Genomic DNA, 15,650 nt, shown 5'->3' with positions numbered 1-15,650 from the left:
AAATCTATTTCCCCTTATTCGCCAGTTGTCCGCAGGCGGCATCAATGTCCTTACCACGGCTTCTGCGCAGGCGGGCATTCACTTTATGTTTTTCCAGGTATTGCATAAAAGCATCCACCTTTTCTTCAGCGGGCTTGGTGAATTTTGCAAATTCGATCGGGTTATATTCAATCAGATTTACCAGGTCGGCAGGCACCTGGCGGTAAATTTTGATCAGCTCATCAGCGTCCTCCAGCGAATCATTGAAATTATTAAAAAGGATATATTCAAAGGTGATCTCGTTCTTTGTTTGCTTATAGAAGTAGTTGAGCGCCTCAATCAATGATTGAATATTATTGGTATCATTGATCGGCATGATCTCGTGCCGTTTCTTATCATTGGCTGCGTGCAATGACAGGGCCAGTTTAAACTTCACTTTATCATCTCCCAGGTGTTTGATCTGTTTGGCAACGCCGGCCGTGGAAACCGTAATGCGCCGGGGGCTCATGCCCAGGCCATCCGGCGCGGAAATTTTATCAATCGCCGCCAATACGTTTTTATAATTCAGCAGGGGCTCGCCCATACCCATAAAAACGATATTGGTCAGTTTTTTATCAAATACTTCCAGCGATTGCTGGTTGATCAAGGCTACTTCATCATAAATTTCATCAAAACTCAGGTTGCGTTTCCGCTCCAGGTAACCGGTGGCGCAGAACTTGCAGCTCAGGCTGCATCCGATCTGGGAGCTGACGCATGCGGTCTTCCGTTCTTCCGTAGGAATTAAGACCCCTTCCGTCAGGTGTCCTTCAATGGTCCGGAAGCGCGATTTTATGGTGCCGTCGGAAGAATGTTGCGTGGTATCGATGCTCAGGGCTGGAAACGTAAAATCTTCACTCAATTGCTGGCGCAGGTCCTTGCTGATATTGCTCATGGCGTCAAAACTTTGCACGGGTTTTAGCCATAGCCAGTCATACACCTGCTTTGCCCGGAATTTTTTTTCCCCGACCGACAAAAAATAATCTTCCAGTTCCGCTAAACTCAGGGTGCGAATGTTTTGTTGCCTTTTGCTCATGGCGCAAAGATACCAAGGTTTTGGGGGTTTATAGTTTTATGTTTTTGGTTCAACCCGAAACAAGAAACGAAAAACAAGAAACGATTTTTATCTTTGCCGGATGAGGATTTTAATGGTCTGCCTGGGTAATATTTGCAGAAGTCCGCTGGCAGAGGGTATTTTACAGAAAAAAGCAGACGCGCTGGGGTTAAACTGGCAGGTAGACAGCGCCGGAACCAATGGCTATCATACCGGGGAGGCGCCGCACCGTTTTTCGCAAAAAGTAGCGCAACTGCATGGCCTGGACATAAGCCATCAGCGGGCCCGGGATTTTGTTCCGGAGGATTTTGAGCATTATGATAAAATTTATGCCATGGCGGGCGATGTGGTGCGCGATATCCGCTACCAGGCCGGCAGCAGATTTGATCCCGAAAAGATTGAACTGATCCTGAATACCCTGCATCCCGGAAAAAACGAAGATGTGCCCGATCCCTGGTATGGCGCTGAACCCGGATACCATGAAGTGTATGATATGCTGGATGAGGCCACAAATGAAATTATTAAGAAATACAAATAGCACATAGTTCATCGATCATGGTTCATAGCAGTGCAACCATGAACCATGAACCATGAACTATGAACCATAAACAATGAACTAAAGAAAATGAAACCATCCCTACCACAAGGAACAAGAGATTTTGATGCGGCAACGGTTCGCAAACGCAATTACATTTTTGATACGATAAAAACTGTTTTTGAATTATATGGGTTTCAGCCGCTGGAGACCCCGGCCATGGAGCACCTGGAAACCTTAATGGGTAAATACGGCGAAGAAGGCGATAAACTTATTTTTAAGATCTTAAACAACGGATTGGATAATGCTGAGAAAGCTGAGAAAGTGAAGGCCGGTTTTGAAAAGATACTGGAGGGAAAGTCCAGCACTGCCCTTACCGAGCGGGCTTTGCGTTATGACCTGACCATCCCCTTTGCCCGTTATGTGGCGATGAATTATAACCAGCTCACCATGCCATTCAGGCGATACCAGTTGCAGCCCGTTTGGCGTGCCGACCGGCCGCAGAAAGGCCGCTACCGTGAGTTCTATCAATGCGACGCTGACGTGGTAGGCAGCAAATCATTGTTGAACGAACTGGAACTGGTGGCAATGTATACCACCGTTTTTAACCGGTTAAACCTGCCGGTTGAAATACGACTGAATAACCGGAAAATATTGACAGCGCTTGCCGAACAGTGCGGCGGAGCAGATAAAATGACCACGATCGCCATTGCAATTGACAAGCTGGATAAGATCGGAATTGATAAAGTAAAGGAAGAACTGCAACAGCGCGGATTATCAGGAGAACAGATCGATCTGATCCAGCGCTTTTTGGAGATCAACGGCACCAATGAAGAGAAGCTGGCCACGCTGAAAGCTATTTTCTCGGGAAACGAAACAGGGGAGGCGGGGATCAGCGAGCTGGAATATATCATTGAAACGTCAAACGTCAAACGTCAAACGTCAGATATCAATAAATCAGACATCAGTCCCGATAGCTATCAGGATCAAACATTGGTAATTGATCCTACCCTTGCCCGCGGATTAAATTACTATACAGGAACCATATTCGAGGTAAAAGCGCTGAACGTAAAAATCGGCAGTATTGGCGGCGGCGGCCGGTATGATGACCTTACGGGGTTGTTTGGGGTGCCCAATGTGCCCGGCGTCGGCATTTCTTTTGGTGTAGACCGCATTTACGACGTGCTTACCGAGATTAACGGGTTTCCTGCCGATGTGCACACCGGAACCCGGGTGTTATTCTTTAATTTAGGTACAGCAGAAGCATTAAAGGCATTTGAGTTAATGCAGCAGTTAAGAGAAAAGGGCATTGCCGTTGAATTGTTTCATGAGCCTTCAAAATTTGATAAACAATTTAAATACGCGGAAAAGAAAGAGATCCCCTTTGTGGCGATTTTAGGCTCCAAAGAACTGGAATCGGGTGAGGTTGTTATAAAAAATCTGAAAACGGGCACCCAATCGCCGCTTGCTTTTGGTGCGATAACGGATTATTCTTTCGCCGGCTAAAAGAAGGTATATTTAGAAACCGCTAAAACCAATAAAACATGATAAAGATGAAAAACAAAGGGTTCTTCATTCTGGGAATATGCATTACCCTTTTTATTACTGCCTGTAACAAGGGAGGTAAAACAGGGTTACTCATTCCGAACGATGCCGGCCTGGCCATTCATATAGACCTGGCAGCGCTATCCTCCAAAGTGTCGTGGGCGGAATTGCAGCAAACCTCCTGGTTTACCGAAGCTTTTAATAAAGCAAAAGATTCCCTTGCCAAACAATTACTGCAAAATCCGGAGCTATCAGGGATCGATCCTAAAGGCAGCCTGGTATTTTTTTTAAAGCGAAGCGGAGCTAATGGTTATGTGGCGGTAGAAGGCAGTCTTAAAGATGCAGCCAAATTTTCTAAAATATTGGAACAAAGCAACCATGATATAAAAATAGCCAAAGACGGCGACCTCAGCTTTGCCGAGCTTGGCGACGATGAAAAATCGGTTATTTATTTCAACAATAAACTTTTCGTTTTTATTGCCGACGCTTCTGATCTGCAAAAGAAAGCCCCGGGCAGTTTTGGTTATACGCTGGGGAATACGGCAAAATACGGCATTGACAGTTTAAAAATATTTGCGAAAAACACCTTTGGGTTAAAAGGGGATAAATTGCTGGACAGCGACAAACGTTTTGAAGCATTAATTGCTGATAAAGCCGATATGCACTACTGGGTGAACTCCGGTGCCTTGTACAGTGGAATGCTGACCGGGGTTTTATCTATGATGAAATTCAGCGCCCTGCTGGATGGAAACATCGGAGCCGGAAAAGTGAATTTTGATAACGGCAAAATAACTATTGAGGGTAAAAATTATTACGGAAAGGAACTGGCGGATTTTGTGAAAAAGTATTCCGGAAGCAAAATAAACAGCGAAACGATCAGCCATTTACCTGAAGGTGACGTGCTGGGCGCTTTTGCGATGAATTTTCCAACCCAGGGGGTTTTAGATTTTATAAAACTGCTGGGCGTAGATGGATTTGCGAATGCAGGGCTTGCTAAAATCGGTATCAACCCATCGGACCTCACAAAAGCATTAAAAGGAGATTATACGGCTGCGTTGTCCAATGTTACTATTACCAGTGCACCTGATGCGATCACACTAAATAATGGCGAGCGGGTTCCTTACAATAAAGAAAAAACTTCATTTGATTTCGTCTTCGGCACTTCCGTTGGGGACCAGCCAGCCTTTCAGAAACTGATCGATGCTTTTAACAAAGAGGTAAAAGGCCAGTTGCCTCCATCTGACAGCAGCAATAAAACGATACAAAAACTGAGCGATAAATGGTTTGTCGTAAGCAATGCGCCGTCTGGTGTAGATGCATTTTTATCCGGCGGCAAAAGGCCTGACTATGCCCAATCCTTTCCGGGTCACACCTTAGCGGGTTATGTCAATCTTCAGAAAATTTTTCGGACTGCTATTGCCAATAGCAAGGACACCGCTTACAGGAAAAACCTGGAAATATCTTCCGGCTTCTGGAAGACCGTCAACTTCTTTTCTGACCTGAAAGGCGGTGAAACCACAAGCAAAGCGGTTATAGAGTTGGCAAACCCCAATGAAAATGCCCTGAAACAATTAAATAAATATGCCGACGAAATGTATCAGGCAGCACCGAAAAAACAATTGATTGACGAAGAAGCAGCAATAGTAGATACCGCTACTGCAGTGCCTGCACCGCCGCCGGCAGCTCCGATGCATCACAAACATTAATCTTTTATTTTTTTTGATGAAGCTTGAAATAAAAGATCTGTTACCGGAATATTTTGAAGAGGGACGGAAAGCCACATCTGAAGTATGGGGCAAAGAGCTTGTCTTTTCCAACGGGGACCTGGTGCATATAGTGGCCCCTTCCGGCACGGGCAAAACATCCCTCATTCATTTTTTATACAAGATGCGGGAACTATATACCGGTTCTATTTTTTATAACGGGAAGTCTTTAGTGGATCATGACAGGGAGGCCATCGCCGCCCTGCGAAAAGATCACCTGAGTATCGTATTCCAGGATATGCGTTTATTTGATGAGCAAACATTATTGGAGAACCTGGAGCTCAAACGGCAGTTAAACCCGTACCATGGTCCCGAACGGATTGTTGAAATGGCAAAAACTCTTGGTATCGATCATCGCTTAAATACGCCTGCAAAAAACTGTTCGTACGGCGAACAGCAGCGCGCAGTGATCATAAGGGCGCTATTACAGCCTTTCGATATGCTGCTAATGGATGAGCCGGTGAGCCATTTAGACAGTGCCAACGCCAAAAAAGCGATCGGGCTTATTTTAGAGGAAGTATCGTTGCGGAACGCCGGCATTATTTATGCGGAATTGGAACAAGCCGCTTTTTTTCCTGCAACTCATTTGTATCATTTATAAATCTTTATTGTGGCCGTATCTTTTAAGCCCATAAGACCTTTGTTACAGACGGGCACCAATACGACCTCCCGTTGGTTTTCGTATATCGGGTTAGGCATCGGCGTATTGCTGTTGCTTTGCTCGGTACAAATGTTCATCAACATACAACAATTACTAAAAAAAGGAAGCATCCGCAAGGATGGATTTGATTTTGTATCCATTACGAAAAACATTACCAACGAAACCATGGGGCAGCCGGAAAAGAATCTTTTTCAGTTGTCGGATATTGAGGAGGTAAAAAAGCAGCCCTTCATCGCGGGCGTATCGCCTTTGCTGGCCAACGATTTCCGCATACAATTAAGCGCGGGCAATGTAGTGCCCTTCAGCACTGACCTCTTCCTGGAAGCTCTGGATAACGATTTTATTGATACGCTGCCGCCCAGTTTTAAATGGCAGGAAGGGGAACGCAATATCCCGATCATTTTGTCGTCCGACTTTTTTGAGATCTATAATATTTTCGCCCCCGGCCAGGGGTTGCCGCAGCTTTCGAAAGAATCGGCCATGGGGATGCCCGTTGTTATTACCTGTTACGGCAGGGATAATGCGGTGAACTTTACCGGCAGGATCGTTGCGTTCAGCGACCGGGTAAACTCCGTGCTGGTGCCGAAAAACTTCCTGCAATGGGCCAATAAAACCTTCAGCACCGGGAACAGGGAACAGGCAAGCCGTTTGTTCTTAAAATTAAAAGACGTCAATGACCCGCAACTGGTCCGGTATCTTGATGCAAAGCATTATGTTGTCAACAAAGACAAAACCTTATTGGGGAGAAACAAAATAGTATTACAGGGCATCTTTAGCGCACTGGGTGTTTTTGGTCTGCTGGTGGTAGTGTTGGCGTTACTGTTGTTTTCTTTTTATCTGCAACTGGTGATCGCGCGCAGCCGGGAAAGCCTGCAGCTACTGTTAACATTGGGCTATTCACCCAGGTGGCTGGGCAAAAATGTATCCCGGCAGTTTATTCCCGTTTATATCATTATTGTAACAATGGCCCTTCTGCTTACGCAGTTAGTTCAATGGGCGTTTCACGAATTTGTGCTTTATAACCGCCCGGAACTGTCAACCCCTTTAAATTGGGTCGTGTTGGCCTTAGCCGTGTTATTAGTTCTCCTGGCGATGGGCACCAATGCCCGGATGGTAAGAAACCTCTTGTACAAATTGGCTTGAGCGCGATGGATGTTGCGCCAGGATTGTATTTCCTGGATGGCCCGCAGATTTTTGGCAGAATAAACCAATCTGCGCTACCCTGCGGAAATTTCTATCCGTTTGTCTCCTCTTTGGGTTTAGCTACTTCTTCTTTCACCATTGCTACTTCGCTTTTTTTCCCAAACTCAATACGGTACACCTGTATCAGCAGTATAAAATAACTGATGAACAGCGGCCCAAAGATCAGCCCCATTATACCAAATAATTTCAGGCCAAGGATCACCCCAAAAACGGTTATCAGCGGATGAATATTTCCTATTTTTTTAAGAATTGTAAAGCGCAATACATTATCGATTCCCCCTACAACGACCAGGCAATATAAGGTAAGCCAAATCCCGTTGGCTGTGTGACCGGTCGCAAATTGTACAATGCAGATGGGCACCCAAACGATCATCGTTCCCACGGCCGGCATCATAGAAGCTGCACCGGTTATCAGTCCCCACATCACGAAATCATTTACCCCAAAGACCCAGTAGCCGATCACGGCAACCAATCCCTGGCACAGCGCCAGAACGGGTATCCCCAGGGCATTAGAGCGTACCATCATCTTTGTTTCCTCCCAAAGGGTTTGGGTATTTTCATCACTGAAAGGGACAAATAAACGTACCCGTCGCTCCATGCCGCGCGCATTTACCTGCATAAAATACAGGATAAATAAGGCCGTAAAAATATTCACAACGATTTCGGCAACAGAATTGAGCAATCCCGGAAAATAGGCCGTCACTTTGCTAAGCGCACCTAATACTGCATCGTCCGAAAGATTGATGCGGTTCAGGATGGGTTTGGTAGCCAGGAAGTCTTTTATAGCATTATATTTTTCGATGATTACTTGTTTATTCGCCAGCAATCCGCTGATTTGCGGAATCATCACTTCAATGATCAGCCACAAGGGTAATGCCACGATTATAAGCGTCAGAAGCATAAGGAAAATACTGGCCAGCGGCCTTCTCCATTTTCTTTCTTCGGTAAGACGGAAATAGGTTTTGCGAAAAAGAATATAAAGCGTGATCGCGCCTAAAATGCCCGGAGTAAAATACCGCAGGTTAAAAAAGATCAGAAAGCCGATCAAACCGATCAGTAAAATCAGTATCAGTTGCCGGAGTATATTGTCATCGATTTTCTTAACATTCATAACCCTCATTTATAATCCTAAAAATAACTATATTTGTCTTGCTAATCCTTTCGGAAAACAAACCAGTTTGACGGGTAAAATTTACAATATCATAGAGTTCACGCAGCGAAGTGTTTATCTGACCGGGAAGGCCGGTACAGGAAAAACTACTTTTCTCAATGAATTTACAAAAAAAACAACGAAAAAATATATCGTTGCAGCGCCCACGGGCATTGCAGCCATTAATGCGGGTGGTGTTACCCTGCACTCCCTGTTCGGTTTACCCCTGACCACATTTGTTCCCACTATTGAACCCATCGATCGTAATGAAGCAATAAATATTCCACAATTAATTCCGCATTTTAAATACCGGAAAGAAAAGCTGAAATTATTACGGGCCCTGGAGATCCTGATCATTGACGAGGTGTCCATGCTGCGGGCCGATGTGCTGGATATGATCGACCTGGCTTTAAAAGCAGCCCGGCGCTCCTCGCTGCCTTTCGGGGGTGTTCAATTACTGCTGATCGGTGACCTGTATCAACTACCGCCGGTAGTAAAACAAAGTTCAGAAGGGTTGCTGAACCGTTATTATGCTTCTCCCTATTTTTTCGATTCAAAAGCGCTGCAATCGGCTCCTTTTATTACCGTGGAGCTGCAAACGATTTACCGGCAAAGTGATCCGCAGTTTATTAGCCTGTTGAACGCTATCCGCGACGGCGAAACGGAGCAGATCGACTTTAAGCTCCTGAACAACCGCTGCCTTCCGGAATTTGAGCCCAAAGAGGCTTATATATACCTGGTATCACATAATTATATGGCTGATACTATTAACGCAAAGCGATTAAAAGCATTGCCTGAAAAAGGGCGGCATTGTAAGGCCATTATTACCGGTGAGTTTAAGGAACATCTGTATCCCAACGACCCGGAACTATTGCTGAAACACGGCGCGCAGGTAATGTTTATAAGAAACGATGCTTCGGAAGAAAAAAAATATTTTAACGGCCGCCTCGCCAAAGTATTGAAGGTGGAAGAAGATAAGATCACTGTATTACCCGATGATGGTGCCACAGAAATAACCGTAGCGCGGGAAGTCTGGGAAAACAAGAAATACTACCTGGATGATAAAAAAGAAATAAAGGAAGATGTTGTTGGCCGCTACGAACAGTTTCCCCTGCGGCTCGCCTGGGCGGTTACCATTCACAAAAGCCAGGGGCTTACTTTTGACCGGGTCATTATCGACGCCGGCCAATCCTTTACCAATGGGCAGGTATATGTGGCCTTAAGCCGGTGCCGGACATTGGAGGGCATTGTGCTAAAATCCGCCATCAAAACCACGGCCATTTTTAAAGACACCCGTATTGCAGATTTTCATACCACAACAAATGCTTCCGAAAAAATTGAAGCCATTTACGAAGCTGAAAAAAATGATTTTGCCGTAAGCAAACTATTACGGGCGCTTGGTATTGCCTCCCTGCATACCGCAATAGAGCAATGGATCAATGCGGGTATGGAAAGTTATACCGCTGACCAGGAAGATTTTGTTACCGCAAGCGAACAAATTCAGCGCGCGGGCAATCAGCTCGAAACTGTTTTTACAAAATTCGAAGTATTTGTTGCAAAGCAGTCAAAAAGCAATGCGCCGGATAAATGGGAACGGATCACTGAAAAAAGCCGCGGCGCCGTTAATTATTTTTTTGAACAGGTGCATCAGCAACTATTCATTCCTTTAAAAGATCATTATTCCATTACAAAAAGCGTAAAAGGGTTAAAAACCTATAATGCGGCTGCCAAAGCTTTATTTGATGAATTGCAGGAATACCTGGGCAATCTTAAAACCATCCGTTTTTTAGATCAGACGCTGCTTACGGGCAGAGAGGACACTGTAATTGAGACGGCGGTGGTAAAGAAACCCTCCCATCTGATAAGTTACGAGTTACTGGAAGAAGGTAAAACAGTAACGGAAATTGCTGCGCTGCGCAACCTGGCTGAAAGCACCATCTATGGCCATTTTGCCAAAATAGCCACCACTGGTATCATGGATATGGAAAAGCTCTTTTCGCGGGAGCAGATCGATACTTTTAGCAGCCATTTTGCCGCGGGCCAATGGGCTTCCCTTACCGACGCCAAAGCAGCATTGCCGGCTTTTGAATTTCATGAACTGCGGTTGCTGATCAATCATTTCGCTTATTTTGATAAAAAGAGGCAACAAGGAATTACAGGAAAAAAATAGTCTCATCCCAAACATACATAACACAGTAAATGCTCCCGCAGCTATTGCCGGTTGACGCAGAAATACCGGCGTTGAATCCGCGCAATACGGTGCATTTTACGGGAATCTTTTCTGGCGAAGCTTACTCCCTGGTCACCACTAACCCCTCCCTCAAAATAGGTATGGGAACTGCTGCCGCGATGCCTTAACTTTATCAAAACATCGGTAATGCCTTTTAAAACAACGGTCCTCCTTGCCCTTTTAACTATAATAACTCTCTGCACAAATGCACAGCACAAACAGGTAACAGAGTTTACCAAAGGAGGGATTCTTCTTATAAAACTGGACAATGGGTTCACCTCGGGTTTAAAATCTTACACGCCCGACCTGTATACAGGCGGTCTTACGGCAAATCCACAGATAACCATTGTGCCGGATGTACTACGCCTGGGCGCCAATGCGGGTCTGATATACAACGACAAACATTTATCAGGTTTGTTTGGCCCGATGGCAACCCTGAAACTTACCGACATCAAAACGAAAAATTACGGAAGCCTGGCTAATATTCATCTTATTGCCGAGGCCAATTGGGGCACCAACCATCAGCAAATGGCCGGCGGCGGTATCGGTATTGAATTGCTGCAAAAGATCCAGGTAGGCGCCACCGTGCAAAGAGATTATCATTTGAATAACTGGTGGTTCCGGTCTTTCATCGGGTATCAGCTCAATTTCAGAAAAAAAATCGTAAACGAATTCAATTAAACTATGAACAAGGCATTAATCATCAGCGGCGGCGGTTCCAAGGGCGCTTTTGCCGTGGGAGTTATAAAAGACCTTATAACCACCTATCAATTAAATTTTGATACCGTTGTAGGCACCAGTACCGGTTCCCTGATTGCGCCACTTGCCGCTATGCAGCAACTGGATGTGCTGGAGCGTTTATATACCACTTTTAATACGGACGACCTGATCGAACATTACGATATCGGCGCCCGGGTGAAGCAGTCCTCGCTTTTTACCGCAAACGGTTTGGGAGCAAATGTAAAACAGATCTTTACGGATGATTTTTATGCTGCGCTTATAAAGGCCGGAAAAAAAATTTATCTGACCTCCACCTGTTTGCAATCGGGGGAGCTGGTAGTGTTCACCACCGATCCCGATCCCGCACCAGGCAGCTATTATACCGTGCAAAAAATTCAGAATGCCGATCACTTCCGGAAGGCCATCATGGCCTCTGCAAGTCAACCGGTATTTATGCCGCCCATCCATGTAAACGAAAACCTCGCGGTTAATCCCGGTTACCAGTTTGTTGACGGTGGCGTACGCGAATACGCCGGGGTCGGCATTGCGCTGGACACCGGGGCTACCGAATTATTTACTATTTTATTGGCTGCTAAAAATGAGGCGCCTGCTACTAACCAGTTCAGCGATCTTGTTCCTATTTTGATGCAAACGATTGATATTTTCATTACAGATGTCAGCGCCAACGATTTGTACGGACCCAGACAGCTCATAAATTTCATCAACTATATAAATGACACGCGGCAAAATATGCTTAGGGCGGGTGTACCTGCACATACCATCGACCAGTATTTTAGCAACCAGAATCCTGCTTATGCAAACCTGATCAACCGGGCGGCAATAAAATGGCATATTATACAACCCGATCAACCGTTGGGCGGTGGGCCCGGCGGGTTGGAATTTGATCCTGACGCGATGAGGCAAATGCTGGTAACAGGGCAAACAACTGCCGCTGCTTATGTAGCCGCATTAAAACCTGGAGAGGTGGATTGGGCGATTGGCAAACCCCAATTAGTGCCTGCCTGAGAAATCATCAGAAGAGTACGCCTGTTCTAAGCCGTCAATTGCGCGTCTGTTGAAATTTTTGTGTTGAGCAATTTGCTGATCGGACAATTGGCTTCGGCATCCTTTACCGCGGTTTCAAATTGCTCATTGCTGATCCCGGGGATGGTGGCGTTCACCTCCAAATGGCTTTCAGTGATCGCGCCGTTCTCCAGTGTGATCGTGCATTTGGTATTGATATTTGTTGCAGTGAACCCGGCTTCGTTCAACACAAAGCTCAATTTCATAGTGAAGCATCCGGCATGTGCCGCCGCCACTAACTCTTCCGGGTTTGTACCGGGGTTGCCGTCTTCAAATCTTGTCTTGTATGAATAATTAATATCCGTAAGAACGCCGGACTGTGTGGAGGTTTTACCACCCCCCTCTTTTCCGGTCCCCTGCCAGTTCGCTGTTGCAAAACGCTTCATAAATTTATTTTTTTATAATTATGAAAATGTAGGTTCAATTGCCGTCATCGACTCCTCCCTGTCTTCGGGCTCAATATATTCCAGGATAAAATTATTTTTCCCCTCCCCGATCATAATTCGCAAAAAACTCTGCTGCACCAGTTCTAAAACAGAAAGAAACAAAAAGATGGCGTGCACTTTTGTTTCGGCAACGTCAAAAAGCTTTTCAAAAGAAAGCGTTTTTGACCGGCCGGCTTCTTCCATCACCTGCTCACGGCTATTTTCCATGGAATAGTGATACCGCACAACAGTATGCACCGGCTTGTTCACCCGGTCCGAATAGCGCTGCATGGCTTTTTCAAACGCCTTCATCAGTTTGAACATCGTGATGGCGTGAATTTCGGTTCCTTCCCCGGCCTCTTCGCCTATTTCCGACAACTCTTTCTGGATATTCCCCCGTTTCACCATCAGCATCCGCATCGCCTCCATTTCTGCCATTTCCGCCGAAGCTTCTTTAAAACGTTTGTATTCGAGTATCTTATTTACCAACTCTTCCCTGGGGTCAATTTCATTTCCCAGTGCATCCACTTCTTTGCGGGGGATCAGCATTTTTGCTTTGATCCGCATCAGCGTGGAAACAAAAAGGATAAATTCGCTGGAAAGCTCAATATTCAGGAATTCCTGCTCTTTAATATAACTCAGGAAGTCATTGGTGATTTGCGTGATCGGGATATTATAGATATCCAATTCATCCCGTTCAATAAAAAACAGCAACAGGTCAAACGGACCTTCAAACTGCGAAAGCTTTATCTGGTAGGTAGTGCTCATTTCAATTCTTATTCTCCCGTGCTACAAATGTAACAAATATGGTGTGGACACTAAAAAGCGCCTCACTGAAATGAGGCGCTTTGTGAATAATTTGGGCAGATTTTTATTATTTTTTCAGCGCGTCCCTTATTTCGATCAAAAGTTTGTCTGTTGAAGAAGGCTCGGCAGGCGGTGGTGGCGGCGCATCTTTCTTCATTTTATTCATCGCTTTTACCATCCAGAAAATTACCAGCGCCAGCAACAGGAAGTTGATCGCAATGGTGATGAAGTTACCATAAGCAAAAATAGAAGTGTCTGCAATCTTCCGGGCTTCTTCCAGCTTGGTACCGGCAGGTACATTACCTTTCAGAACAACGTACAAACTGCTGAAGTCCGGTTTGCCGATGATGGCGCCCACAACAGGCATAATCAGGTCATCAATAATACTGGTAACAATTTTGCCAAAGGCTCCGCCGATGATCACACCGACAGCCAGGTCGACAGCATTGCCTTTTATTGCAAATTCTTTAAATTCTTTTAGCATTCCCATGTGGTAGATTTTTTAAGTTTTATAAATATGATTCGGGTACAGATTTAATTCAACCGTTTTCCTGCTAAAAGTAAACAAATAAGCCACATCTAAATGGCCATTATTTCCTTTTCTTTTGCTGCCAGGTGCTTATCAACAATGGCAATATATTTGTCTGTAAGCTGCTGGGCTATCGTTTCCGCATCTTTGGCGCCGTCTTCACTCAGCCCTTCTTTTTGTAATTTTTTAATGCCTTCTATCACGTCCCTGCGGGCGCCCCTGATCACAATTTTTGAATTTTCGCCTTCCCCCTGGGTTCTTTTTACCAATTCCCTCCTTCTTTCCTCGGTAAGCGGGGGCAGGAATAAACGGATATTAACGCCGTCGTTCTGCGGGTTGATCCCGATGTTTGCCGCTATGATCGCTCTTTCTATAGGTTGCAGCATGTTTTTTTCCCAGGGCTGAATATTGATCGTTCTGGCGTCCAGAACCGTAATGTTACCAACCTGGTTTACAGGCATGGGGGAACCGTAATAATCAACTGAAATTCCGTCTAATATTTGGGGGGTGGCTTTACCGGCACGAATTTTACCTAATTCCGATTCTAAATGGGTAAGTGCTTTTTTCATACCCTCTTCCGTAGCTCCAATTAACTTACTAACTTGTTCCTGCATAAAATCAATCATTTAAAGGTTGCAAATCTAATAAATGCAAACGAAACAACGGATAAACAAATAATGACAGGAGAGAATAGGATTTTAATGCACCTGCTCCTGAACGGATTCCTTGGTCTGAATACTTATCACCCTGGAATGTGTAGACTGCGACTGCCGCTCCAATTCCCGCGCCTGGTTCACAATATACCTGCGGTGTATAACCAGTTTCCGTTTTGGCAGCGTATAGTAAAGAACAGCCAATGCTGTAAAGGAGGTTCCAAACATGGTTAAAATAAGAACGGTATTCCCTAATGCTCTTGTAAAATAAGTAGCCAGCAGCAGCACAATATTTGCACTAACACATATAAGCGTTACCCGCGAATGCGTAAGCCCGCGGTCCAATAGCAGGTGATGTACATGGTTCCTATCTGGAGAAAAAGGGGAACGTCCCCTAATGATACGGTTACTAAACACCCTTATAGTATCCACCAATGGAACAATTAATATGGAAATACCCACGGCTACAGCCGAGGGAATGGGCAACAGCGCATCCGGCTGGCTGGCCACATTAATAAATTTCAATACCAAAACAGCCACTATCATTCCGACCAGTAATGAACCCGAATCTCCCATGAAAATCTTTGCGGGATGATAGTTAAAGATCAAAAAGCTGATCAGCGCAGCCGAAAGAGAAAAAGAAAAAGCTGCATAAGGGTACATATTGGCTAAGTAAAAATAGGTTCCGAAAAGCAGGGATGCCATCAACCCCAGGCTTCCTGAAAGCCCATCAATGCCATCAATAAGGTTATAAGCATTGATCACAAGAATGATCACAAAATAGGTTAGGGGAACACCAATAGTCGAAGGGACCTGCTCCACTCCGGCAAAACCATGAAGGCTTTGGATCTCTATTCCGCCCAAATGCACGATAATGGCTGCAGCAAGAATCTGGGCCAGGAATTTCTTTGTTGCCGACAGTGCAATGATGTCATCCTTTAGCCCGATAAAAAAGGTAATAACCGCCGCTGCGTAAAAATACCGGATCTCGGGGCTTTGGGATAGATTGATACAAAGCAGGCCGGCAAATAAAAATCCCAGAAAAACGCCTACCCCTCCCAGAGAGGCAATCGCATGCGTATGCAACTTGCGTTCATCGGGCATATCAAATAGTTTTTTCTTGTCAGCGATGAGGATAACAACGGGGATCGCGAGAAACGCAACTATAAAGGCTACTATAGCTGTTAACAGAATTTCCAGCATTCGATCAGGTTTATAGAAGGCAAAAGTAAGATTTCTATACAAGATAGCAATTTTTTCAAACCAGAATCTAAAAT

At 45.1% G+C, this 15,650-nt stretch carries 16 protein-coding genes; 9 read left to right on the top strand and 7 right to left on the bottom strand.

The features are described from left to right. Window positions 1-4 precede the first annotated feature (4 nt). Entirely contained in the window at window positions 5-1,051 is a 1,047-nt protein-coding gene (gene rlmN / locus NIASO_RS16465) for a 23S rRNA (adenine(2503)-C(2))-methyltransferase RlmN (protein ID WP_008587754.1), read from the bottom strand. A gap of 100 nt (window positions 1,052-1,151) precedes the next feature. Here rlmN and NIASO_RS16460 point away from each other — a divergent pair, with 100 nt between their 5' ends. From NIASO_RS16460 to NIASO_RS16440, 5 genes are all read left to right on the top strand, one after another. Beyond that, the gene (locus tag NIASO_RS16460) at window positions 1,152-1,607 is read left to right on the top strand and encodes a low molecular weight protein-tyrosine-phosphatase (protein WP_025299074.1); all 456 of its coding nucleotides are present in this window, start codon (window positions 1,152-1,154) and stop codon (window positions 1,605-1,607) included. 87 nt (window positions 1,608-1,694) lie between these two features. Further along, the gene (hisS, locus tag NIASO_RS16455) at window positions 1,695-3,110 is read left to right on the top strand and encodes a histidine--tRNA ligase (RefSeq protein ID WP_008587750.1); all 1,416 of its coding nucleotides are present in this window, start codon (window positions 1,695-1,697) and stop codon (window positions 3,108-3,110) included. 38 nt (window positions 3,111-3,148) lie between these two features. Further along, window positions 3,149-4,855 carry a DUF4836 family protein gene (locus NIASO_RS16450; RefSeq protein WP_025299073.1) on the top strand — a complete coding sequence of 569 codons (1,707 nt, stop codon included), beginning with the start codon at window positions 3,149-3,151 and terminating at the stop codon, window positions 4,853-4,855. 16 nt (window positions 4,856-4,871) lie between these two features. Continuing rightward, entirely contained in the window at window positions 4,872-5,513 is a 642-nt protein-coding gene (locus NIASO_RS16445; protein ID WP_008587747.1) for an ATP-binding cassette domain-containing protein, read from the top strand. Window positions 5,514-5,522: 9 nt separating this feature from the next. Further along, window positions 5,523-6,716, top strand: coding sequence for an FtsX-like permease family protein (locus NIASO_RS16440; RefSeq protein ID WP_008587745.1), 1,194 nt, complete (start codon window positions 5,523-5,525; stop codon window positions 6,714-6,716). Between the two features lie 91 nt (window positions 6,717-6,807). On the opposite strand, the gene NIASO_RS16435 is transcribed toward NIASO_RS16440, so the two are convergent. Beyond that, entirely contained in the window at window positions 6,808-7,887 is a 1,080-nt protein-coding gene (locus NIASO_RS16435; RefSeq protein WP_008587743.1) for an AI-2E family transporter, read from the bottom strand. Between the two features lie 67 nt (window positions 7,888-7,954). Between NIASO_RS16435 and NIASO_RS16430 the strand changes: the two genes are divergently transcribed. Genes NIASO_RS16430 through NIASO_RS16420 form a run of 4 tightly spaced genes read left to right on the top strand, consistent with a single transcriptional unit; the run spans window position 7,955 to window position 11,902 of the window. Further along, window positions 7,955-10,096 (top strand): helix-turn-helix domain-containing protein, encoded by a 2,142-nt coding sequence (locus NIASO_RS16430; protein WP_008587741.1) that lies wholly within the window; start codon window positions 7,955-7,957, stop codon window positions 10,094-10,096. Window positions 10,097-10,125: 29 nt separating this feature from the next. Then, window positions 10,126-10,284, top strand: coding sequence for a hypothetical protein (locus tag NIASO_RS20240; protein ID WP_008587739.1), 159 nt, complete (start codon window positions 10,126-10,128; stop codon window positions 10,282-10,284). A gap of 19 nt (window positions 10,285-10,303) precedes the next feature. Then, window positions 10,304-10,837 (top strand): hypothetical protein, encoded by a 534-nt coding sequence (locus tag NIASO_RS16425; protein WP_008587737.1) that lies wholly within the window; start codon window positions 10,304-10,306, stop codon window positions 10,835-10,837. A gap of 3 nt (window positions 10,838-10,840) precedes the next feature. Further along, window positions 10,841-11,902 (top strand): patatin-like phospholipase family protein, encoded by a 1,062-nt coding sequence (locus NIASO_RS16420; RefSeq protein WP_008587735.1) that lies wholly within the window; start codon window positions 10,841-10,843, stop codon window positions 11,900-11,902. Between the two features lie 26 nt (window positions 11,903-11,928). On the opposite strand, the gene NIASO_RS16415 is transcribed toward NIASO_RS16420, so the two are convergent. From NIASO_RS16415 to NIASO_RS16395, 5 genes are all read right to left on the bottom strand, one after another. Then, window positions 11,929-12,345 carry an OsmC family peroxiredoxin gene (locus NIASO_RS16415; RefSeq protein ID WP_008587732.1) on the bottom strand — a complete coding sequence of 139 codons (417 nt, stop codon included), beginning with the start codon at window positions 12,343-12,345 and terminating at the stop codon, window positions 11,929-11,931. Between the two features lie 18 nt (window positions 12,346-12,363). After that, window positions 12,364-13,152 (bottom strand): segregation and condensation protein A, encoded by a 789-nt coding sequence (locus NIASO_RS16410; protein ID WP_008587731.1) that lies wholly within the window; start codon window positions 13,150-13,152, stop codon window positions 12,364-12,366. A gap of 106 nt (window positions 13,153-13,258) precedes the next feature. Continuing rightward, window positions 13,259-13,675 carry a large conductance mechanosensitive channel protein MscL gene (mscL, locus tag NIASO_RS16405; RefSeq protein ID WP_316929396.1) on the bottom strand — a complete coding sequence of 139 codons (417 nt, stop codon included), beginning with the start codon at window positions 13,673-13,675 and terminating at the stop codon, window positions 13,259-13,261. Window positions 13,676-13,770: 95 nt separating this feature from the next. Further along, window positions 13,771-14,334 carry a ribosome recycling factor gene (gene frr / locus NIASO_RS16400; RefSeq protein ID WP_008587727.1) on the bottom strand — a complete coding sequence of 188 codons (564 nt, stop codon included), beginning with the start codon at window positions 14,332-14,334 and terminating at the stop codon, window positions 13,771-13,773. An 84-nt stretch (window positions 14,335-14,418) separates the two neighbouring features. Continuing rightward, window positions 14,419-15,576, bottom strand: a complete 1,158-nt coding sequence (locus NIASO_RS16395; protein ID WP_008587725.1) for a glycosyltransferase family 4 protein — start codon at window positions 15,574-15,576, stop codon at window positions 14,419-14,421. Window positions 15,577-15,650: the final 74 nt, after the last annotated feature.

Source organism: Niabella soli DSM 19437 (assembly GCF_000243115.2).
Lineage (GTDB): Bacteria > Bacteroidota > Bacteroidia > Chitinophagales > Chitinophagaceae > Niabella > Niabella soli.
This window is presented reverse-complemented; position numbering and strand designations above follow the sequence as displayed.